This window comes from Chryseobacterium gleum (assembly GCF_900636535.1).
Lineage (GTDB): Bacteria > Bacteroidota > Bacteroidia > Flavobacteriales > Weeksellaceae > Chryseobacterium > Chryseobacterium gleum.
Map to the genome: position 1 here is coordinate 5,445,554 of NZ_LR134289.1, position 23,125 is coordinate 5,468,678.

18 protein-coding genes are annotated in these 23,125 nt (G+C 37.3%); 13 read left to right on the forward strand and 5 right to left on the reverse strand.

Annotated features, from left to right (window positions below; genetic code table 11):
* Positions 1 to 142 precede the first annotated feature (142 nt).
* From EL165_RS24990 to EL165_RS25000, 3 genes are all read left to right on the forward strand, one after another.
* Positions 143 to 2,503, forward strand: a complete 2,361-nt coding sequence (locus EL165_RS24990; RefSeq protein WP_002980697.1) for a T9SS C-terminal target domain-containing protein — start codon at positions 143 to 145, stop codon at positions 2,501 to 2,503.
* Positions 2,504 to 2,671: 168 nt separating this feature from the next.
* Positions 2,672 to 6,256, forward strand: coding sequence for a choice-of-anchor L domain-containing protein (locus tag EL165_RS24995; protein ID WP_002980696.1), 3,585 nt, complete (start codon positions 2,672 to 2,674; stop codon positions 6,254 to 6,256).
* Positions 6,257 to 6,531: 275 nt separating this feature from the next.
* Positions 6,532 to 8,892, forward strand: a complete 2,361-nt coding sequence (locus EL165_RS25000; protein ID WP_002980694.1) for a T9SS C-terminal target domain-containing protein — start codon at positions 6,532 to 6,534, stop codon at positions 8,890 to 8,892.
* Between the two features lie 123 nt (positions 8,893 to 9,015).
* On the opposite strand, the gene rsmA is transcribed toward EL165_RS25000, so the two are convergent.
* Complete coding sequence (gene rsmA / locus EL165_RS25005) at positions 9,016 to 9,786, reverse strand: 16S rRNA (adenine(1518)-N(6)/adenine(1519)-N(6))-dimethyltransferase RsmA (protein ID WP_002980692.1); 771 nt, start codon at positions 9,784 to 9,786, stop codon at positions 9,016 to 9,018.
* A 91-nt stretch (positions 9,787 to 9,877) separates the two neighbouring features.
* Here rsmA and EL165_RS25010 point away from each other — a divergent pair, with 91 nt between their 5' ends.
* From EL165_RS25010 to EL165_RS25040, 7 genes are all read left to right on the forward strand, one after another.
* On the forward strand, positions 9,878 to 10,777 hold the full coding sequence (locus EL165_RS25010) for a cell division protein FtsX (RefSeq protein WP_002980691.1): 900 nt from the start codon (positions 9,878 to 9,880) through the stop codon (positions 10,775 to 10,777).
* Positions 10,778 to 10,779: 2 nt separating this feature from the next.
* Positions 10,780 to 11,076 (forward strand): DUF3098 domain-containing protein, encoded by a 297-nt coding sequence (locus EL165_RS25015; protein ID WP_002980689.1) that lies wholly within the window; start codon positions 10,780 to 10,782, stop codon positions 11,074 to 11,076.
* Between the two features lie 107 nt (positions 11,077 to 11,183).
* A complete protein-coding gene (locus tag EL165_RS25020; protein ID WP_002980687.1) occupies positions 11,184 to 12,002 on the forward strand; it encodes an undecaprenyl-diphosphate phosphatase in 819 nt (272 codons plus the stop codon).
* Entirely contained in the window at positions 12,002 to 12,418 is a 417-nt protein-coding gene (locus EL165_RS25025) for a hypothetical protein (protein ID WP_002980685.1), read from the forward strand. Before EL165_RS25020 ends, EL165_RS25025 begins: the two co-directional genes overlap by 1 nt.
* Positions 12,408 to 13,106 carry a tRNA pseudouridine(55) synthase TruB gene (gene truB / locus EL165_RS25030; protein ID WP_002980683.1) on the forward strand — a complete coding sequence of 233 codons (699 nt, stop codon included), beginning with the start codon at positions 12,408 to 12,410 and terminating at the stop codon, positions 13,104 to 13,106. The genes EL165_RS25025 and truB overlap by 11 nt, the downstream gene beginning before the upstream one ends.
* Before the next feature lie 109 nt (positions 13,107 to 13,215).
* The gene (gene rluF / locus EL165_RS25035) at positions 13,216 to 13,938 is read left to right on the forward strand and encodes a 23S rRNA pseudouridine(2604) synthase RluF (protein ID WP_002980681.1); all 723 of its coding nucleotides are present in this window, start codon (positions 13,216 to 13,218) and stop codon (positions 13,936 to 13,938) included.
* Positions 13,939 to 14,100: 162 nt separating this feature from the next.
* Positions 14,101 to 15,324, forward strand: coding sequence for a YncE family protein (locus EL165_RS25040; protein WP_002980679.1), 1,224 nt, complete (start codon positions 14,101 to 14,103; stop codon positions 15,322 to 15,324).
* Between the two features lie 54 nt (positions 15,325 to 15,378).
* Here EL165_RS25040 and EL165_RS25045 read toward each other — a convergent pair whose 3' ends face one another.
* Positions 15,379 to 16,641, reverse strand: a complete 1,263-nt coding sequence (locus EL165_RS25045) for a ComEA family DNA-binding protein (protein ID WP_002980678.1) — start codon at positions 16,639 to 16,641, stop codon at positions 15,379 to 15,381.
* A gap of 241 nt (positions 16,642 to 16,882) precedes the next feature.
* Here EL165_RS25045 and EL165_RS25050 point away from each other — a divergent pair, with 241 nt between their 5' ends.
* Positions 16,883 to 17,110, forward strand: coding sequence for a hypothetical protein (locus tag EL165_RS25050; protein ID WP_002980676.1), 228 nt, complete (start codon positions 16,883 to 16,885; stop codon positions 17,108 to 17,110).
* Positions 17,111 to 17,243: 133 nt separating this feature from the next.
* Here EL165_RS25050 and EL165_RS25055 read toward each other — a convergent pair whose 3' ends face one another.
* Complete coding sequence (locus EL165_RS25055; protein WP_002980674.1) at positions 17,244 to 17,588, reverse strand: MerR family transcriptional regulator; 345 nt, start codon at positions 17,586 to 17,588, stop codon at positions 17,244 to 17,246.
* Positions 17,589 to 17,769: 181 nt separating this feature from the next.
* Here EL165_RS25055 and EL165_RS25060 point away from each other — a divergent pair, with 181 nt between their 5' ends.
* Entirely contained in the window at positions 17,770 to 18,651 is an 882-nt protein-coding gene (locus EL165_RS25060; RefSeq protein ID WP_002980672.1) for an AraC family transcriptional regulator, read from the forward strand.
* Between the two features lie 143 nt (positions 18,652 to 18,794).
* Here the strand turns inward: EL165_RS25060 and ccoG are convergent, their stop codons facing one another.
* Complete coding sequence (ccoG, locus tag EL165_RS25065; protein WP_002980671.1) at positions 18,795 to 20,237, reverse strand: cytochrome c oxidase accessory protein CcoG; 1,443 nt, start codon at positions 20,235 to 20,237, stop codon at positions 18,795 to 18,797.
* A gap of 253 nt (positions 20,238 to 20,490) precedes the next feature.
* On the opposite strand from ccoG, the gene EL165_RS25070 reads away from it, so the two are divergent.
* Positions 20,491 to 21,384 carry an SMP-30/gluconolactonase/LRE family protein gene (locus EL165_RS25070; protein ID WP_002980667.1) on the forward strand — a complete coding sequence of 298 codons (894 nt, stop codon included), beginning with the start codon at positions 20,491 to 20,493 and terminating at the stop codon, positions 21,382 to 21,384.
* A gap of 95 nt (positions 21,385 to 21,479) precedes the next feature.
* Here EL165_RS25070 and EL165_RS25075 read toward each other — a convergent pair whose 3' ends face one another.
* The gene (locus EL165_RS25075; RefSeq protein WP_002980665.1) at positions 21,480 to 22,787 is read right to left on the reverse strand and encodes a DEAD/DEAH box helicase; all 1,308 of its coding nucleotides are present in this window, start codon (positions 22,785 to 22,787) and stop codon (positions 21,480 to 21,482) included.
* Positions 22,788 to 23,125: the final 338 nt, after the last annotated feature.

The window sequence follows — 23,125 nt, forward strand, 5'->3', positions numbered from 1 at the left end:
TGGTTTTTGTTTTTTATGATTTGAAGAAAATGTAACAATAAGAAAAAAATGTTGTGGATTTAGCTGTCTGTTTATGAAATACTAGTGTTAAAGGCTAATTTGATATAATTATTTTTGCTACATTTGAACAAATGAAATTAAAATGTTAATTTATAGACTAAAAAACTATTTTTTCCTTTTTTCTCTTTTATTGATTTCTGTTTCTGCGTTTTCTCAAACGAGACCTGTCAGAAAATCAGAAAAGATAAAGCCTTCTGCAGCCAGCCTCAGGGCAGGAGCATTCATTGACGTGAATGTACCTCCTTATACTCCTTCAAACTATACTCCGGAGCAGCTGGTAAAGAATATTTTGATCAATGGCGGTACCAACTGTACAACAGCCAACGTTACGAATGTTACCGTATCTCCTAATCATGATGTGACCAACAACAACAGATTCTGGGGATATTTTCATAAAGGAACAACCAACTTCCCTTTTACGGATGGGATTGTGCTCACTACAGGGTATGCTTCTGAAGCAGGTAACAGCTACGTAGCAGCTGTAGGACAATCAGTAGGAACAGGGAGTGATGCAGACCTTGTAGCAGCTACCGGAGCCAATGTTAGCTTAACGGATGCGGTAGCCCTTGAATTTGATTTCGTTCCGAATTCCAATCAGGTAAAATTTAATTATATATTCGCTTCTGATGAGTATACTTCAAATTACCCTTGTCTCGGTTATTCTGATGCTTTTGCACTGTTGCTGAAGAAAGTAGGGGATCCTACTTATACCAATCTTGCGGTATTACCTGGAACTGCTGGTCCTGTAAGTGCAACCAATATCGTTCCTGCAGGAAACGGATTCACTTGCGGACCTATTAATGCTGCTTATTTTGGAGGATTGGCAAACCCGCACCTGCTTATTAATTATTTCGGAAGAACAACACCTTTAACGGCTGTTGCAGAAGTAATCCCAGGTCAGACTTACCATTTCAAAATGGTACTGGCAGATGCAAAGGACTCTACTCACGACTCAGCTGTATTCCTGGAAGGAGGATCTTTTGACGTTGGAATTAAGATTGTAGATGAAACAGGAGTGGTTTTACCGGGAAGCATCAATATGTGTGACAATACACCAAAACAGCTTAAAGCCCAGGTAGCCCCGATTCCGGGAATGACTTATCAGTGGTATAAAGACGGAGTGGCCATTCCGGGAGCAACTAGTGCTATATATGTAGCTACCCAGGCAGGAGTTTATACGGTAAAAGTAATGGTTCCGGGAAATCAGTGTCCTAGTGAAGCAACCATTACAATCATTGGAGGAACAAGTCCTACCGTACAAAATGCTGAACTTAAGCTCTGTACAACCCCTTCATTGACTACGTTTAATCTGGAAGCTGCTAAACCTCTCATCAGTACAACGCAGGGAGCGGTATTCCGTTTCTATGCCAATCAGGCTGATGCACAGGCTCAAAATAACAGCTATATCACGAATCTGACCAATTATACAGGCACGGATGGTCAAATATTATATGTGTTGGTTTCCAATGGAGCTTTCTGTAGTAAGATTGCAACCTTAACATTAAGGAAAGAAGAAACACCAACCGCTGTGCTGACGGCTCCAAGGTTAAAGATCTGTGCCGGTGAATCTGTATTATTAACTGCAACCGGCGGAGTAACCTATGAATGGGGTGATGCTGCTGCGACTACGGGAGGAATAAGAACTGTAAGTCCAACTCAGACCACTACGTATACTGTATATGCAATCGGAGCGCAAGGGTGTAAATCTCTTCAGCCTGCACGTATTACAATTGAAGTAGTTCCTGCTATTGTTTCAAATCTGAAAGGAGGTCATATCTGTCAGGGTGATAAAATTATCCTTGATGCAGGTTCAGGACCGGGATATACCTATCAGTGGAGTTCTGGCGAAACAAGTCAGAGCATTACAGTAGGTACTCCGGGAGTATATTCGGTAACGATCAGTAACGGAGTTTGTTCAAAAGAGTTCAAAACTGAGGTGATTAAAGCCGTAATTCCGGAAGTGATAAAAGTAGATTATAATGAAACCGGAACCATGATCATTACAGCAAGTAATCCAAGTAATGGTATTCTGGAATATTCCGTAGATAACGGAGTTACATGGCAGTCTTCAAATATATTTAACAATGTGCCTAAAAATAAAATCATTGCGATCAGGGTTAGAGTTAAATATACAAGCTGTGTAGGTTTCCTTGAATTTTTCACCTTCGTAATGAAAAATGTAATCACTCCAAACGGGGATAATATTAATGATATTATTGATTTCAGCGGAGTTGTCAACTATAAGGATTTCAGCGGACAGGTTTTCGACCGCTATGGAAGAGAAGTCTTCAAAGCAGAGAAAATCAGACCATATTGGGACGGATACTTCCAGGGCAAAAAACTTCCTACTTCAACGTACTGGTATCAGGTAACCTTTGAAGACCCTGCCAGTAAGGAACTTACTGTGAAAACAGGATGGATATTGCTTAAAAATATAGAATAATTAAACTATTAACTGAAAGACTGACAATTTTGTCAGTCTTTTTTTATTATTTTAAAATAAACAGAGTTGATATTCTAACATAAATAAATTTGCGTTAGTAATAATGTAAATTGTGTTAACTTGAATTTCAATCAAAAAAAATAGTATTTTTGTTTAAAATAATATAAAATGTTAAATAGGAGGAGAGGAAATTTATTTTTAGCGTTATTTTTAGCTTTCATGGGAAATTTTATTCTGGCTCAGAATAAAGGAAGGGTAGAAATTGCTGCAAAACCTAAGGCTGCTTCTTTGAGAGCCGGTGTATTTATAGATGTAAATGCACCAAGCTATCCGGAATCCGGCTATCCTATAACCCAGCTGATCAACGATGTTCTTATATCAGGAGGAACTACCTGTACCAGCTCAAGTGTAAGCAATGTAACAGTATCTCCAAACCTTTCTGCAAGTAATCAGAACCGAAGCTGGGGATATTTTAATAAATCAAATACCAACTTTCCTTTCAGTAAAGGGATTATCCTTTCTACAGGATATGCCAGTAAAGCGGGAAATGTTTTCCAGGGAACTTTAAGTGATGATCTGGGAACTGGAGGAGATGTAGACCTGGCAAACGCTTTGGGAATCGGTAATAATAACCTTACCAATGCAACGTCTATAGAATTTGACTTTGTAGCTGCTTCTACTGAAATTACTTTCAGATATTTATTCGCGTCTAAAGAATATCAGCAAAACTTTCCATGTACCATCACCGACGGTTTTGCTTTGCTGTTAAAAAAAGCGTCTGATCCTACTTATACCAATCTTGCAGTACTCCCGGGAGGAGCAGGACCTGTAAGTGTTACCAATATTCATCCGCAATACCAAAATTGCGGACCTAAGAATGAAGCCTATTATGGAGGGACCAATAATGCTCAGATTGAGACCAACTTTAATGGACGCACTATTCCATTAACTGCTCATGCAACGGTAATTCCAGGGGAAACTTATCATTTTAAAATTGTCCTTGCTGACTATCAGGATCCCAATTTTGATTCTGCGGTATTTCTTGAAGCAGGATCATTTGATATCGGAGTGAAGATTCTGGATCCGGCCGGAGTACAATTGCCTTCATCTGTTAATATGTGTGATAATACACCCCAGACTTTTACAGCTTCTGTGCAGGGCCCCAATATAACATATCAGTGGTATCTGGGAACTAATGCGATTCCGGGTGCTACAGGCGCAAGTTATACGGCAACAGCACCAGGTGTGTATACCGTTAAAGTTTTTATTCAGGGTAACACCTGTCCGGGAGAAGCTACCATTACGGTAGTTGGCGGAACATCTCCTACTGTACAGAATGCCACCCTGACAGCCTGTTATGCTGCAGGAAATGCAACTTTTAATTTAACATCAGCACAGGCTTCGATAAGCACTACTCCTGGTGCTGTGTTTACATACTATACCACATTGGCAGATGCTAATGCAGGAAACGCAAACACAATTCCCAATCCTACCGCTTTTCCGAGTGCAGGAGGTACGGTATATGTGAGAGTAGCAACCGGTTTCTGTGCAAAAGTGGCACAACTTCAACTGGTAAAAGCTCCACAGATGGTACCTACCATTGCACCGCCGGCAGTGCTTACCTGTAACAATTCTCAGACTACTCTGGATGCATCAGCCTCCGTTTATCCTGCGGGTGCAACATTTAACTGGACCACTACCGGAGGAAATATTGTTTCAGGAGGAACTACCCTGAATCCTGTTATTAATGCTCCGGGAACTTATACCTTAACCATTACAAAAGTATATCAGCCAGGAAATATCAGCTGTACAGCAGTAGGAACTGTAACCGTGACAGGAAACAGTGCTCCACCTGTTACAGGTCTTACGGCAAGCAAAATAAAAATCTGTAAAGGAGATTCCACAACACTTACCGCTTCAGGCGGGGCTACCTATAACTGGGGTAATGGCCTTACAGGAAATGGTAATACTCAGGTTGTTTCACCTACTGTGACAACCACTTATACCGTAACAGCAGTAGGATCTAACGGTTGTGCATCTCAAAATCCGGCGAGTATAACAATTGAAGTTTCAGAACCTTTTACAGCACAGAATGCAACATTACATAAATGTTACCAGCCGGGATTAACTTATAATCTTACAGAAGCCCAACCTCAGATCACTACTACAGCAGGAGTTACTTTTACTTACTATGTCAATCAGGCTGATGCCATTGCTGCTAACGGAAACTTTATTTTAACACCTACAGCTTATACACCGCCGGGAGGAAGCCAGACTATTTACGTACTCGTAAGCAACGGAGGGTGTAGTTACGTAGTATCATTGCAGTTATTAAGCACAGCTCAGACCACACTTACAATTGCTGCTCCGCAAACAATTACCTGTACAAATTCTCAGATTACTATCAATGCTTCAGCATCTGTAGTGCCTGCAGGATCTACCATTGCCTGGACAACTACCGGAGGAACTATTGTGTCCGGAGGAAATACACTGACCCCTGTTGTAAGCGCTGGTGGAACATATACTTTAACAGTTACTAATGTCTCACAACCAGGAAACCTGACCTGTACTTTTACGTCTACAGTAACCGTACAGGAAGATAAAGTGCAGCCGGTTGCTGCATTGGTTTCATCACAACCCCGTATCTGCGTTGGTGAATCTGTGACATTAACAGCATCCGGAGGGGTAACCTATAACTGGGGGAATGGCCTTACCGGAAATGGAAATACTCAGGTGGTTTCGCCTACTACAACTACAGTATATACAGTATTTGCTGTTGGAGCTAATGGATGTATTTCTGCAACACCGGCCAGTGTGACGGTTGAGGTAGGTCCGCCAATAGCAGGTCTTACAGCATCTAAATTAAAAATATGTGAAGGTGAATCCGTAACATTAACAGCTTCGGGAGGTATTACTTATAACTGGGTAGGCCTTACCGGAAATGGAAATACACAGATTGTTACACCTACAGCAACAACAGAATATTCAGTATATGCATTGGGTGGAAACGGATGTAGTTCTGTTGATCCGGCTAAAGTTACCATTCAGGTAGTTCCAGCAATCGTTTCTACTTTAAAAGATGTATTTGTGTGTGCCGGTGACAAAGGAACTCTGGATGCAGGTTCAGGGCCAAATTATACCTATGTATGGAGTACTGGGGCAACCACGCAAACCATAACAACTAATATTCCCGGGACGTATTCTGTGACAATCAGCAATGGAGTTTGTTCCAAAACTTTCTCTGCACAGCTGATCAATCCTGACCTGCCACAGTTTACGAATATTTTTTATGATAATCATATTCTCACACTTACGGCAAGTAATCCTACAGGCGGTATTCTGGAATATTCCATAGACGGCGGATTGACATGGCAGCCATCAAATGTATTTACAGGAGTTTTGAATAATACCATGTATTCTGTAATGGTAAGGGTGAAAGGGGCTAAATGCGGCACTTCATTGGATTATTTTACATTCATCATCAGCAATGCTATTACACCTAATATGGATGGCATCAATGATACTATAGATTTCTCCGGAATAAGCGGTTACAAAGATTTTGCAGCTTCTATCTTTGACAGATACGGTGCGGAGGTATTCAAAGCTGGTAAAGGTGATGTTATCTGGAGGGGATCTTTAAAAGGAATCAATCTTCCTACGGGAACATATTGGTACAGGGTACAGTGGGAAAACCCGGCCAGTAAAAAACTGGAACAGCGCTCAGGATGGATTCTTCTCAAAAACAGAAACTAGATATTTTCAAAATAAAAAATAAGCAACAAAATCTCTCAGCAATGAGAGATTTTGTTGTTTTTAAAGGGAACTTGTATTGCGTTTCGTGAATTATTTGAAATAGATGGCAAATATGTTAAAATAATACTACCACACAATTTATGGTTTGTCCGGATAGGGATTGATTAACGAAAATTTACTCTAAAACGATCTTATTTTGATTTTTTGCTGTAAAAAATGTAAATATGTATATGAGATATTTAAAAAAAAATTAAATTTGTTGAAACAAAAATATTATGAGAAGATATCTACCGCTTTGTTTATTTTTTTTAGTCATCTCGACTTTTTTATTTTCCCAGACCCCGTTACCCAGAAAGAGTGTAAAGGAACCCAGTACAGCACTGTCAAGAAGAGCAGGCGCTTTTATTGATGTAAATGCCCCGCAATATATTGAAAGTACTTATGCTATTGATAAAATGGTAAAAGATGTACTGATCTCATCCGGAACCAATACGTGTCTGACACCTAATGTAACCAATGTGAAGATTACTCCAAACCATGCCGCAAGTAATGCAGACAGAGCATGGGGATATTTTCATAAAGCAACAACCAATTTCCCTTTTAAGGATGGTCTTATTCTTTCTACCGGATATGCAAGAAAGGCAGGAAATGGCCTTGAAGGCAATACGCTTAGTGACATTAATGGTGGAGGTTCAGACCCTGATCTTGCGCAGGTAATCGGAGTAGTGGAAAACAGACTTAATGATGCTGTTCTTCTGGAATTTGACTTTGTTCCTACAACCTCTCAGATTAAATTTAATTACCTGATTGCGTCTGAAGAATACACCGGTTCATTCCCTTGTACGTTTGCTGATGCTTTTGCTATATTATTGAAACCTACATCAGGTGGACCTTATGTGAATATGGCTGTACTACCTGGTGGTGCAGGACCGGTAAGTATTACAAATATCCACCCGGCAATCGGATCCAGCTGTGGTGCAGTAAACGAACAGTATTTTGGAGGGTACAATACTGCGAATATTGAAACAAATTTTCAAGGAAGAACAGTTCCTTTAACAGCAACAGCAACTGTAGTCGCAGGGCAGGAATATCACTTCAAAATGGTAATTGCCGATTACAGTGACCACAGTTATGACTCTGCAGTATTCCTTGAAGGAGGATCTTTTAATATTGGAGTAGATCTTTTAGATTCAGCAGGAACAAAATTACCTTCAGATATCAATGTATGTGATAATGTGCCTCAGGTAATTACAGCTTCTGTAAGTGACCCTAACCTTGTTTACCAATGGTATTATAATGGTGCACCGGTACCAAATGCCACTACCAATACCATTACAGCAATACAGCCAGGTACCTATACAATTGAAGTAAGTGTTCCTGGTAACCCATGTCCGGGAAAAGCATCAATAGAAATTCACGGAGGAACAACTCCTCAGGCTCAGGATGCTACATTGCTGCTGTGTACCACACCGGATATTACTACTTTTGACCTAAGTACAATTACATCCACGATAAGCCCGACACCGGGAGCCATCTTTAAGTTTTACGAAAACCAGGCGGATGCAGTTGCCCAGAATAATAATTATATTCAGACGCCATTGAATTATAATGGTAATGATGGACAAATTCTATATGTACTTGTTTCCAACGGAGGATTCTGTAGTAAAATAGTTGAATTGAAATTACTGAAAGAAGTTACGCCTACAGCGAAAGTAAAAGCTTCCAGAATAAAAATCTGTCCGGGAGAATCTGTAACCCTTACTGCTGAAGGAGGAGATACTTATCTGTGGAGCAATTTCATGGGAACTGGTAATATGCAGACGGTTACTCTATACCAGACAACAACATTTACAGTATATGCAATTGGAACAAAAGGATGTAAATCTCTGAACCCGGCAACCATAAGAATTGAAGTTACACCGGAAATCACCTCACCATTAAAAGATGTTGAAATGTGTGTAGGAGATACTGTAACCCTTGATGCAGGAGCAGGACAAGGTTTCAAATACCTTTGGAGTACAGGGGCAACAACACAGAAAATTGATGTAACTCAATGGGGGATCTACAGCGTGGAAGTTGATAACGGTATCTGTAAAAAAGTCTTTGAAGCTAAAGTAATGGGAGCAGCTACTCCTTTTGTTACTGCCTTAAATTATGAAAGCATCAAGAAAACAGTAACCATCACTGCTGAAAATCCGCCAATGAACAATACACCAAGCACTTTGGAATATTCTCTTGATGGTGGTATCACATGGCAGGCTTCCAACGTATTCAGCAACCTTTTAGATAATACAAACTATACTGTTTTAGTAAGAAGAGTAGGCACACACTGCGTTGGATCTCTTGAATTCTTTACTTTACAGATTAATAATATTATTACTCCAAACGAAGACGGAATCAATGATGTACTGGATCTTAAAGCTCTTGGAGACTTTAAAAACTTTACAGGTTCTGTATATGACAGATATGGAGTAGAAATGTTCAGGTTCTCAAAAGAAAATCCTATCTGGGACGGAACCGTAGGAGGTAAGAGACTTCCGACAGCAACATACTGGTATAAGTTCCAGTTTGAGTATCCAAAATCAAAAGCTCAGATGAACTGGTCAGGATGGATCATGCTGAAGAACAGAAACTAAAATTGATAATGCAACATAAAGAAAGCCTTTCAAATGTACTTGAAAGGCTTTCTGCTTTTTATGAGATAATACACCAATATTGTATTCAAAAAAAGCTTCTCTATTAGAAACTTTTAATATCTTTTACTGATTTTCTTTCCAGAGATTAGCAAAGTGTATAAAATCTGCAACACTAAGTTCTTCAGCTCTTTTGTCAAGAAATTCATGACCTTTTAAAGCTTCAGGAGTGTTTAGTATTTTCAAAGCATTGGAAAGCTTTTTTCTCCTTTGATTGAATCCTGCTTTTACAATCTGTTTAAAAAGAACTTCGTTCCCTGCAAGGCCTTCCTTCGGATTTCTTGTAAGTCTGATGACTCCTGATTTTACCTTTGGTGGCGGATTGAAGACATTCTCATGTACGGTAAACATATACGATACATCATAATAAGCCTGTATCAAAACTGAAAGAATACCGTAATCTTTAGTTCTAGGAACGGCAGCGGTTCTTTCCGCTACCTCTTTCTGGAACATTCCTACCATTTCCGGAATCAGCTGATAATGATCCACAATCTGAAACAGAATCTGGGAAGAAATATTATAAGGGAAATTACCGATGATGGCAATCTGATCCTCCTTAATGAAGTTGAAATCCTGCTTCAGGAAATCTCCTACAAAAGTTTCTTCTGTAACCTTTGTATAATTATTTTTCAGGTATTCGATAGATTCCGTATCGATTTCTGCAAGGTAGATGTTCTGATCCTTTTCAAGAAGATATTTAGTAAGAACGCCCATTCCGGGACCCACTTCCATGATATTATTATAGTTCTCAAAACTAAGGCCTTCTACGATTTTCCTTGCGATGTTTTCATCTGTCAGGAAGTGCTGCCCCAGATGTTTTTTTGCTTTTACACTCAAAGTTTTTTATGATTTTATTAACAATGATTTTCTTTATTTCGTCCCAAATTTCGGAAGTTTTTTTCTATTTTAGCCAAAAATTTTAATATTAATGGCTAAATCTGTAGATGAGTTTAATAAGAAAAGGCTTCGGTCCAGCAATATTACAGTAGTGATAAGTATTGCCTTAGTGTTATTTTTGTTAGGATTAATGGGGCTTATTCTGATCAATGCCCAGAAGTATTCTGACTATATCAAAGAACAATTGGTGGTGAACGCCTATTTTGATGAAAACTATGATGCTAAAGATTCTGTAAAAATTGCAAAACTTGAGGAAGAAACTTTTAAAAAGGTACAGTTATTAGCTCCTGTAAAAAAAGCAACCTATATTTCAAGAGATATGGCGGCAAAAGAAGCCAAGAAAAGTATGGGAATCGACAGTGATGCATTGTTCGAGGAAAATATTTTCCCTTCTTCTATTGAAGTTGCTTTAAAACCGGAATTCGTAGATCCTGCCAAAATTGATGAAGCAATTAAAGAGATCAAGTCTGTTCCGGGAATTGTTGATGTTAAGAATGACAGCACTTTGATGGTGGATGTGTACAATAACCTGAGCAGAATCTTAAAATGGATCCTAGGATTTTCAATTTTGTTCCTGATATTGGCCGTTGTATTAATCAACAACTCAATCCGTCTGAAAATATTCTCGAAGAGATTTATTATTAAAACAATGCAGCTGGTAGGGGCGAAAAGAAGATTTATCCTTAAACCTTTCATTGTGGAAGCTATTATCTTAGGAGCTATCGGCTCTGTAATAGGTCTTCTTGCTCTTGGAGGAGTCTGGTATTATTTTACAAGCCAGATTGGCTCTGCCTTTGTACAGGACAACAATCAGTATTTCTGGTTGATCATCCTGGTGCTTGGAGTAGGAATTTTTATTTCTGTCTTAAGTACGATTTTCGCTACATGGAGATTCTTAAAATCAAACGTTGACGATTTATATTACTCTTAATAATGAGGAAAAAAACAAATAAATTTTCCGCTTCAGACTTTGGACGTGAAGCTGAAGTGCCACAGGAAAACGCTTTCTATTTCGGGCAGCAGAATTTCAAATGGATGCTGATAGGGCTTGCATTTATTGTAGTAGGATTTCTACTGATGATGGGGCCTGATGCTAATACAGTAGATGGAAAATTTGATCCGAACTCATGGAATGACGATATCTTTTCTATCAGAAGAATCAGGATAGCGCCTCTGTTTGTCGTAATCGGTTTTGTAATAGAAGTGTACGCAATCTTAAAAAGAAAATAAATAATAATTTTATTTAAGGATTAAAAAATTTAAGAATTGAAAGATGTAAGCTAATGAGCTGTTTTTTAATTCTTAAATCTTTTAATCTTTTTAATTTTTAAAAGAATATGGATTTAATCAAAGCAATTATTATTGCCATCGTAGAAGGGCTTACGGAATACCTTCCGATTTCTTCAACGGCACATATGGGATTTACAGCGAATCTTATGGGGTTGGAAGAAACAGAATTTTTAAAAATGTTTCAGGTGTCTATTCAGTTTGGAGCCATTTTATCTGTAGTGGTAGCATACTGGAAAAAGTTTTTTGATTTAAATAATATTCAGTTCTATTTCAAACTTGCTTTTGCTGTAGTTCCGGCTCTTGTACTGGGGTATTTATTTGATGATAAAATTGAGGCTGTTCTTGGAAATCAGATTGCGATCTCTTCAGTATTGGTGTTAGGTGGTGTAGTTTTACTATTTGCTGATGAATGGTTTAAGAATCCTAAAATTGATGACGAAAAAGGAATTACGATAAGAAAAGCTGTTACCATTGGTTTCTGGCAATGTCTTGCAATGATGCCGGGTACAAGCCGTAGTGCTGCTTCTATTATTGGAGGAATGACACAGGGCCTTACAAGAAAAGCTGCTGCAGAATTCTCTTTCTTCCTTGCAGTACCTACGATGCTGGCAGTAACGGTATACTCGGTTTTTGTTAAGACCTGGGGAAAAGAAACAGCCAATCCACAAAAAGGATATGAAATGATCATGGCTTCGCAGGATCACATTATGATCTTTGTGATCGGAAATATAGTGGCATTTATCGTGGCTCTTATTGCGATCAAAGCATTCATTGGAGTACTTAATAAATATGGATTTAAACCTTGGGGCTGGTACCGTATTTTTGTAGGAATTGCCCTGTTGATTTACTTTTATTTCTTTAAATAGTGCAAAAAATATTATTTAAAAAGAAATTTGTTAATGCTCTTTGCTTGTTATTTTTTATCCTCGGTGGCTTTATCATTATTCCTTTAAATATTCATCCTTTTGCTTATAATGTAGGTTTAAAACATAATATTTTTGCAATAAGTATTCTTATTTTTGCAATTGTAATTTTCATTTTCTTGATTAACAAAAAAAGAATTGCAATACAATTAATAAATATTTACCTCGTATTAGTTTTATTAATAAATAGTAAATCTTTTATTGCTTTATTTTTTAATCATAATTCTGATTATATTCATTATTATTATAAAGCTGTAATAACTATATTTTTAGTAATTCTTCTTTATCTTGTCAATAAATATAAAGTTAGTTTCAAACAAGTGGAAGAAATAAATAATATTGGAAAAAATGACCGCTGAAGAACTGAAATCAGGATACATTTTTTTATTGGATAAGCCCTTGGACTGGACTTCCTTTCAGGCTGTCAATAAAATGAAATATAAACTTAAAAGGGAATTTGATCTTCCTAAAAAATTTAAAATCGGACATGCCGGAACTTTAGATCCAAGAGCAACCGGGCTTTTGATTGTCTGCTGTGGAAAGTTCACAAAGAAAATTCCAGAGATCCAGGATGCTCCTAAAGAATACTGGACAGAGATCAAGATTGGGGTACAGACGGAGTCCTATGATACTGAAAAGCCTGAAATCCTTCATCAGGATATCTCTCATATTACTGAAGAACAGGTAAAAGAAGTTCTGGAGAAATTTGTCGGAGAAATTGAACAGAAACCACCGGTTTATTCAGCCATTAAAATTGATGGGGAAAGAGCTTACAACCTTGCCAGAGCAGGCGAAGAAGTTGAAATGAAGGCAAGAAAAACAACCATTCATTATATTAAAGATATCAAAATAGATTTTCCTCTTGTAAGTTTTATGGTGGGATGCTCAAAAGGAACCTACATCAGAAGCCTGGCTCATGATATCGGGCAGGAACTGGGAGTAGGAGCTTATCTGACACAGCTGAGACGTACCAAAATCGGTGATTATGCAATTGAAGATGCTACAGATCAGTTCCTGAATAATGATTACAGATTCGAAAGCCTGTAAGAATATGAATGGCATAAGCCTTACAATAGTGATGATATTTTTTTACAGGCTTAAATTACGGAATTACTATTTTCAGCAATAAAAATTATACCGGCTACGGAAAAGACTAATGGAAAAGACGCGTATCAATAAATATTTATCAGAAGTAGGATACTGCTCAAGAAGAGCAGCAGATAAGCTTTTGGAAGAGGGAAGAATCAAAATAAACGGAAAAATTCCTGAGCTGGGAACAAAAGTTTCAGACGAAGATCTTGTAGAAGTAGATGGGAAACCGATCAGAGAACCTCAGGAAAAACCGGTATATATTGTTTTTAATAAACCGGTAGGAATTGTTTGTACCACAGATACAAAACGAGAAAAGAATAATATTGTAGACTATATCAACCATCCGAAAAGGATTTTTCCTATCGGCAGACTGGATAAACCTAGTGAAGGACTTATTCTTTTAACAAGTGACGGTGATATTGTCAATAAAATTCTGAGAGCCCGTAATAATCACGAGAAAGAATATTTAGTTCGTGTCGATAAACCAATCACTCCAAAGTTTCTGGAAAAAATGAGAAACGGTGTTCCGATTCTTGATACCATTACCAGAAAATGTAAAGTTGAGAAGATTGATGAAATGAATTTCAGAATCATTCTTACTCAGGGTCTCAACAGACAGATCCGAAGAATGTGCGAATATCTCGGATATGAAGTAAAAAAGCTGAAACGAATCCGCATCATGAATATCAAGCTTGATCTTCCGGTAGGAAAGTGGAGAGATCTGACTGATGATGAGCTTAATACGCTAAACGCTTTACTGGCTGATTCCAGTAAAACCTTTGATTAAAAGCAGAATTTTTTTAACGATTTTAATTTCTTACTATTCGGTATTATAATCGGATGGTATTTTTTTTATTAGTGATGATTTTTCACATATTGGTGTAATATATTTTATTTTTTACAGGAATTATATTATATTTATAAGACTAACAACCATAATCATAAAATCATGAAATTAAAATTTAATTCAGTGTTCCTGTTTATTACGTTGGCAATATTTACGAGTTGTCTGAACGAGAATCACAATCCCTACCATCCCCATAACACTTCGTTTTACATTGATTACAGAAGCTTAAAAGGAGCATCAGACGGAATGGCCGTTATAGAGCTTGATCCCGAAGCTCCGAATTTTGGAAACATCAGCAGTAAGCTTGAATTGGGTATTGGGGTATTGCCACATCATATTTATTACAATCTTGATGCAAAAAAAATGTTTACAACAGCTTTGGGAGGCAGTTACCTCTATGAAGTAAAAACGGGAAAAGATCAGAATGGGCAGCCAAAACTCATAAGTGCAACTTCTATTGATACCGGTGAGAATACGGTAGGTGAAAATTTATTTTTCACTAATGACGGAAGGTACTTTATGACCTTCATGGGTGGGGCAGGAGGTCCGAAAGATGGGAGCATCGGGGTTTTTAACGCTAACAATAATCAGCTTATCAAGACGATTAAAGCACCTATTCAGAGTAATCCCAATAAATTTATCATGTATCCGCATGGTATTTCAGTTAATGAAGAAAAAGGGCTGATGATGGTAACCTCTACCATTCATCCGGATCTTACAACAGGGATGGGAAATACCTGTACTTTATTAGACCTGAATACTTATGAAATCAAAGAAACCTATCAGGTAGCAGATTCACCAACAGATTTGTCTGCTCCTGTTGAAGTTTTACTGCTGCGTGGAAAATTTCCACAGTATGCGCTTGCTACAACCATGCTTGGAGGAGATATCTGGATAGCTCCATACAATAATACAACCAAAAAGTATGATGCCTTTACGAAGATCTTTGACGGAAGCACACAAGGGTTAGGCTGGACACTTGAAATGTATATTGATGATACCAATAAACTTTACGTAAGTTTTGCAGATCCTGGAAAAGTGCTTGTGTTTGATATAAGCAATATTCCTCAGCTGAAACTTTTGAAAACTTTTGACGCTGATAAAGGAGCTCATCATATGGCTTTCTTTAAAACCAGATCAGGAAAAGATGTTGTAGCGGTACAAAATAATCTATTGGATCTTCCTAATTTAAACTCCGGAACCATCAGTATTATTGATATTAATACCGGAAAAAAACTGGGGACAGTAGATCTGCGTAACAAATATGGGATACTGCCGGAATCGATTGAAGGAACCAACGGCCCCAGCAGTTATATGCATCATTAAAATTCAGTATTTAGCCTTAATAAAACTATTCCGGGAGGTTATTTTGGAATAGTTTTATTTTATGTATAATTTCATTTTTTCTTCGTACTCGGGTTTTAATTTCAACAGTTTCCATATTTTTTTATCATCCGGATTGCTGATCCGGTAGTATATGATTTTGTCTGCAGAGTATTTGAAATAAGGATGATTTTTAAGCCATTCTTCAGGTGCATCTACTAATGTATACTTTGGAACATTGGCTGTATTCAGCGGTGCTGTTGAAATCAGCTTTTGAACAAGATCCTGATCAATATTATAAGTGCTTAGAATCTGCTGCTTATTCATAAAACCTCCCAGCTTCTTTCTAAAACCAATGATTGAACCTGCGCTTCTTTCGTCCAGCCCGAACTCCATAAGCTGTTTGAAAGTAATCATATTAAGATCTGTTTTTGAAAAATCTGTTTTTTCCTGCTGTTTTTCCTGAAATTTAATGTACGGTTTCATTTCCTGAAATTTCTCAGCTGAAATCACAAAACATTTTTGCAGATCTTCAGGATTTTTAAAACTTCCCTGTAAATTCCTGTTGCGGTAATTCATGATGGTGGCTGCCTGCTTTTCTGAGAATCCAAGAGTTTTCCAATCCTCTAGATTGAGTTGGTTAGGATCAAAAGTATGATACTGAATTCTAGATTTTACAGGATTGTTTTTCGTAAAATTTCTGAAGTTTTCAGGAGTTTTTGCCGGCAGTAGAATATAGGGTTCAAGTTTGTTGTAATTTTCCGGAGAAATAATAAAGCATTCTTTAAATTTCTCTTTACTGATAAAGCTTCCGCCTAAATAATTTTTATACTTTATAATGGCTTCTGCCTGTCTTTCACTGAAGCCTATCCTGAGCCAGTCATCAGCAGATAACAGATCAGGATTGAACTTTCCTGAAATAATAATTCCCTTCTTTTCAATTGTATTGAATCCTTTGGAATTTCCTTTTTCTGCCATTTCAGGAAGCATGATGAAAGATGCAAGTTCACTGAATTTTTCATCAGAAATAGCATAACATTTTCTCAGCTGTTCTTTTGATGTAAACTTTCCGCCTACGATATCTTTATACTTAAGAATGGTAGCAGTTTGCTGTTCTGAAAATCCCAGTTTCTTCCATTGCTCTTTGTTTAACGCATTGGGATCAAAATCTGCCAGACTTACAGGTGTTGAAGCATCTGCAATGAATGTAACCTCAGGAAAAGGCTCCTTTTCCCGGCTGGTATATTTCTGGTAGACAAATAAAACAGTCAGCAAGGTGACCATAAATGCCAGTTTTCGGTAATAGTTTTTTCTCATCATGAAGTAAACTTATTGATAAAAATAAAACACAGCAATAGCTGATGATGAAATGGTTAAAGATTATACAGAGAAAGTGTTTTATTGTTTATAAGATAATGAGTATAACGTTTTTATGTGATATAATTTCGTAATCGAAGCTAAAAGTTCTGGATGTTTTTTCTCTGTAGCATCTTTTCCTTCAAACGGCTTGGTTTTTGTAATTTTTTGCCATATCTATTCAACACCAATAATTAATAATACTATGAAATACAGTGAAGCATTAAAATACAAGGAAGAGGCTTTGAAAAAAGCTGACAGTACCGTGGTTGACAATTACCATATTGTTATCGTTCCGGCTGATACAGCTGAAAGTACAAAATATATAGAAGAGTTCACCAAAAAACCTGAAAGCTTTAAAGATGATAGCTGTAAGAAATATTGTTCAAACGGAGAATATCTGGTAGTGAGTTTTAAAAAAAAGGATGAATAATTTTTACCTGAATAAAGATCTCGAATTAACGAATGTTTTTTGCATTTCCATCTCAGTGAATAGCTCCATAAACAATCAATCAATAAAAAGCCGCCGCAATTTATTGCGGCGGCTTTTCTATATTTTGAATACCTTATTCACTATCCTTTTCTCCGAGAGATTCTTTCAGTTTAATAAGCTCAGCTTTTACAAACTCCAGCCGGTCGATCAGGGTGATGGTTTCGGAAATTTTACTGTTGGTCGTAAGAGCTACACGGGCTCCGTCAAGGGTGTAACCTTTTTCTTTTACCAAATGGTAGATCATCTGAAGATTTTTGATGTCTTCAGGGGTGAAATATCGGTTTCCTTTTCTGTTTTTTTTAGGCTTGATAATCGGGAATTCCTGTTCCCAGTAGCGTATTAATGAAGTGTTTACATCGAATGCTTTTGCAACTTCTCCTATAGAATAATACAGTTTATCAGGTAAATTTATTTTCATTTTACAACTCCTAAACTTCAAAGATAAAAATTTTTTAAAGTTTTATCCAAAATATATTGCAAAAAGTGCGGTCAGGCTTTGTTTTTAAAGGAATTTATGGGAGTAAGTGAAGTATCATATAAAAGGATTATCATGTGCCAGTTCTTTTTATTTAAATTTGTAAATTCTTACACTCATATTAATGAATCCGATCTCAGTTCTTCATATCGATCTTTTTCAGGCGGGTAAAAATACTTCGGACTTTTACTTTAATACCATGAAGAATCATCTGGTGGTGGGACATCGTCATATAGAGAAACCTCACAGACATGATTTTTATGCCGCCGTTCTCTTTACAAAAGGGTCAGGAGTCCATGAAATTGATTTTCATAAATATGAAGTCTCTGAAGGAAGTCTTTTCTTTTTGTCGCCGGGGCAGGTTCACAGCTGGGAGCTTTCGGAGGATATTGAAGGTTATATTTTCTTTTGTTCCCAGGAGTTTTATGAAATGCATTATGTCAATCAGAAACTAAGAAACTTTCCTTTTTTCGGATCTGTATCTTTCCCGAGAAAACTTCAGCTGGATACTCAGGAGCTTAAGAAGAATGTAAGTTTGTTTCAGGAACTGGGCGCAGAACATCAGGCAAAAAATATAATGAAAGAAGGTCTTATTTTGTCATTGATGTCCCGGATTTTCATTAATGCTGCCAGATTGTTTTCAAAAGACTTTGATACGTTGGCTTCCGCAGCCGGACTTTCTTATTTTAAGCATTTTCAGGATTTTGAAAACCTGATTGAGCAGAACTTTACACAGCAGAAATCAATTGCTTATTACGCATCTTTGCTGGGAATTTCATCCAAACATCTGAACAGGATTGCACAGACTGTTGTTCAAAAAACAGCGACTGATATTATTACGGAAAGAGTAGTGCTGGAAGCTAAAAGGATGCTGATGTATCTGGACGAAAGCCTGGTGGAAATTGCTTTCAGGTTGGGATATGAAGAATATTCCTACTTTGTAAGAGTATTCCGGAAAAGCTCCGGAATGACTCCCACACAGTTTATGAGGAAATATAAAGCTTAATCAGTTTAAAGTTTAAAGTTCAGAGGAGAGATTGTTGGAACCACCCCGTCAAAAATTCTTTGAATTTTCGCCACCCCTCCAGAAGAGGGGAATAATGGAAATATCAACGACTATTCCTGTAAACTATACCTGCTATCTGCAACCTAAAGTGCCAATTTAAATGGTCCTTCAAAAGTTGTCTCAAATGAATCCACAAGTTTTCCTTTTTCATCAAACACTCCGATCACCATATTTTGTTTTGAGAACTTAATCTCGTCTTCAGGGAAAGAAATGTTGATGTTTCCTTTCAGGATCTGGTCTCCTTTCAATATAATTTTTTCAGAACCAAAATAAGTGATTTCCGCATTTGCCGGAGTAATAACTTTAATGGTAAGGGTTTTCTTTTCATTCGATTTATTCAGAAGGGTATAAATAAAAGTATTGGTGATTTTATCATTTTTAACGAAAAAGGTAGAGCCTGCCGGTTTAATAAATTTGGCTTCCATAGAACCACGGTCGTACATTAAAAATCCAAGAAATCCGATTAACAGAGCAAGAATTACAGTGGTTGCTTTCATTCTCGGAGTAAATCTGAACTTGTCTTGATTTTCAATTTCAGCTTCCGTAGCATACCGTACCAGTCCTTTAGGCAAACCTACTTTTTCCATTACTTCATCACACGCATCAATACATGCCGTACAGTTCACGCATTCCAGTTGCTGGCCGTTTCGGATATCAATTCCTGTAGGGCAGACTACAACACATTGGTTACAGTCGATACAGTCTCCTTTCCCCGCAGCTTTTCTGTCTTCATTATTTCTCCATTTTGCGCGGCCTTCACCTCTTTTAAAATCATAATAGACATTAATGGTTTGCTTGTCAATCAATACACCCTGAAGTCTTCCGTAAGGACAAACCAATGTGCAGACCTGTTCACGGAGCCATGCAAAAACAAAATAGAAAGCCATGGTAAAGAATATCATCGTTACAAACTTCAGAGAATGTTCAGCAGGTCCTTCACTCATAATACGGATAACCTCTTCATATCCGACAATGTACATGAACATGAAGTGGGAAATGATCAGTGAAATCAAGAGAAATACAGACCATTTGGTCAGTCTTTTCCGTATTTTTTCTGCGTCCCATTCCTGTCTGTCAAGCTTCATCTGCTTATTCCGGTCTCCTTCAACCCAATATTCGATTTTCCGGAAGACCATTTCCATGAAAAGGGTCTGCGGACACAGCCAGCCACAGAATATTCTCCCGAAAACGACCGTAAAAAGCATCACAAAAATCACAGAAGTTACTGCCCCCAGAGCAAGAATAAAAAAATCCTGCAGGTAAAAAGGCTGGCCGAGAATAAAGAATTTCCTGTCGATAACATTAATAAGCAGAAAGGGATTATTGTTAATCTTTACAAACGGCAACCCAAAAAATAAAGCAAGAAGAAGATAGCTCGTATAATTCCTGTAGTTGGTGTACTTACCTTTAGGCTTTCTGGGGAAAACCCATTTCCTTTTTCCGGTTTCATCCATGGTTCCTACGGAATTTCTGAAATCTTCATTTTCAATTTCCAAAGACTTGATATTGTTGGACTCTGCGCTCATTGTTGTATGCTATAAAGTATTTTGGTACAATTTTCATCCTGACCGATCTTGTTTCTTACATTGATTTCTATGAAAAAAATGATTGATCCTGCTACTGCAAAGCTCCGCATTATATCTTTTTGCTGCTAATATGATCTACTTAAAAAATAGTACAATTGGGACATTTTTAAATTATACTTTTTATTGTATCAGAAAGAGAAAATATTTTGAAAGCTATTATTGATATTGTAAATTGCGGGTTTAAAAATGAAGTATGAAGAATATCTTTAAAATGGGTATGATTGGTTTGGTTTTCGCATTGGTAAACTGTCAATCAGTAAATTATAGTAAAATGTTTTATGAAGGAGTACAGCCGGAAAAGGTTTCAGATAAGTTTAGTTTCACAGAAGGGCCATCAGCAGATAAGGATGGAAATGTTTACTTTACCGATCAGCCTAATGATAAGATTTATTACTGGGACTGGAAAAGCAATCAGGTGATAGAATTTCTTGATAAAACAGGAAGAGCCAACGGAACTCATTTTGACAAAGACGGGTATTTGATCACCTGTTCAGACAATCAGGGAGAGATCTGGAAGATTTCCAAAGATAAAAAAGTGGAAGTCCTGCTTAAAGGTTTTGAAGGAAAAAGACTGAACGGTCCGAATGATGTGTGGAATGATGAATTTGGAGGAATGTATTTTACAGATCCTTTATACAAAAGGGATTACTGGATAGATTTCAAACAGGAACTGCCTCATAAAAGTCTTTATTACAGGGATAAAACAGGAAAAGTTACAAAGCTGGAAACATTTACACAACCCAATGGAATTGTAGGAAGTGAAAAATTAAAAAAATTATACATTTCTGATATTGACGCCGGAAAGACTTATGTGTATGATATTTTAGGTGAAGGAAAACTGTCTGAGAAAAAACTCTTTTGTGAAATGGGTTCAGACGGAATGACTATGGACAAACATGGAAATTTATATTTAACCGGAAATGGAGTTCATGTTTTTAACAGCTCCGGGAAGAAGATCTACCATATTCCGATTCCTGAAGACTGGACTTCCAATGTCACTTTCGGCGGAAAAAATAATGATATTCTTTTCATTACTGCCTCCAAGTCTGTTTATACCTTCCCTTTGAGAGTAAGAGGAATAAAATAATTTTTGCGGAAGCATAGCGACGAAGCAATCTCTTTCATTGAATATGAGATTGCTTCACTTCGTTCGCAATGACAATAAAGTATTGAATAGAAGGTTTAATAAGCAATTTCCATTTTCACCTTTTTTCCTTTCAGTTTTTCGTTCTGAAGCTTTCTTAAAAGGGCATTTACTTTATTTCTGGAAACGGCAACATAGGACGTAGTGTCTTTTACTTCAATAATTCCCACATCTTCTTTCTGTAATTCGCCCTTCTTCAGTAAATAACCTACAATATCCACTTTATTTACTTTATCCTTTTTTCCTGCACTGATGTAAATGGTCTGGAAAGGTGTTTTTTGTGGAACTTTAGTAAACCCAGCAACACTTTCTTCGGGGGTATTATTTTTAATGAATGGGAAGTTTTCTTCTTCAGTCATGATCAGGTAGACAAAACCTTTGGCATTCATTCTAGCAGTACGTCCATTTCGGTGGATGAAGGCATCTTCTTTTGGAGGAAGCTGGTAATGAACAATAGATTCTACTTCAGGAATGTCAAGCCCGCGGGCAGCCAGATCCGTTGTAATAAGAATCCTTGCGGAATCATTTCTGAATTTAAGCAAGGCACGTTCTCTTTCGTCCTGTTCCATGCCGCCATGGAAAGTTTCCCTGTCTATTCCCATCTGATGAAGAAGTTCAGAGATACGGTCTACCGCATCACGATGATTGCAGAAGATCAGGGTTCTCTTGTTTCCGATTTTACAAACCAGGTTGAAAAGCGTATCCAGTTTTTCCTCCGGAATCGTCATAACCTTTCTTAGTTGAAGGTCAGGTTTTACGTCATTTTCTTTCAGGAAGCTGATTACTTTTTGATCTTTCAATCCTGTAAAGGCCGGAATTTCATCCATTGTTGTTGCAGACGTCAGAATTCTTTGTGAAAGTCCTTTTAAAGAATTGCAAATAAATTCCATGTCATCATGAAAGCCCAGCTCCAGTGCTTTATCAAATTCATCAAGAACCAATGTTTTAATGGTTTTCGGATCAAAATTGTTATTTCTTAAATGATAAACAACTCTTCCGGGAGTCCCGATCAATACAGCCGGAGCTTCAATTAAATTATTGACCTCAATTTTTTTATCATGTCCGCCATAGCAGACAGAAACTTTAAAATCTGTTCCCATCGCTTTAAAAACCTGTTCAATCTGTAAAGCAAGCTCCCTTGCCGGAACCAGGATCAAAGCCTGAACGCCCTGTACATTTTTTTTCAGATTTCTGAGAACAGGAAATAAGAAAGCAAGGGTTTTTCCGGATCCTGTAGGAGAGAGCAAAACAATATCCGTATTATTTTCAGACGCTTTATAAGTAGATTTCTGCATCTGATTCATATCCTGAATCTGCAGTTTCTGATAGATTGATTGTAGTTCCATAGTGCAAAGGTAGTGAATTTCGGAGTTTGAATTTTTAGTGGGAGAGTCTTAGAGTTTGAGAGTAGGAGGGTTTAGGTTGTGAAAGTGGAGGTTTGAGATGAAGATCAGTTATAAGTTCGACGTTACTGTCATTCTGAGCATAGGGCATTGAAGTGAAGAATTTCCATAATCAGCTGTACTGTTTAATGAAAAAAGAATAGATGACAATTGATTATCATGGAGTTATATGAGCTTTAAAGATTGTGTAACCTATTGCTTATCTTAAATAAATTGCTTATCTTTGCACCCACTTTTTGTGGTAAAGGTCTGAGAAAGTAAAATATTAAATATTAATAACT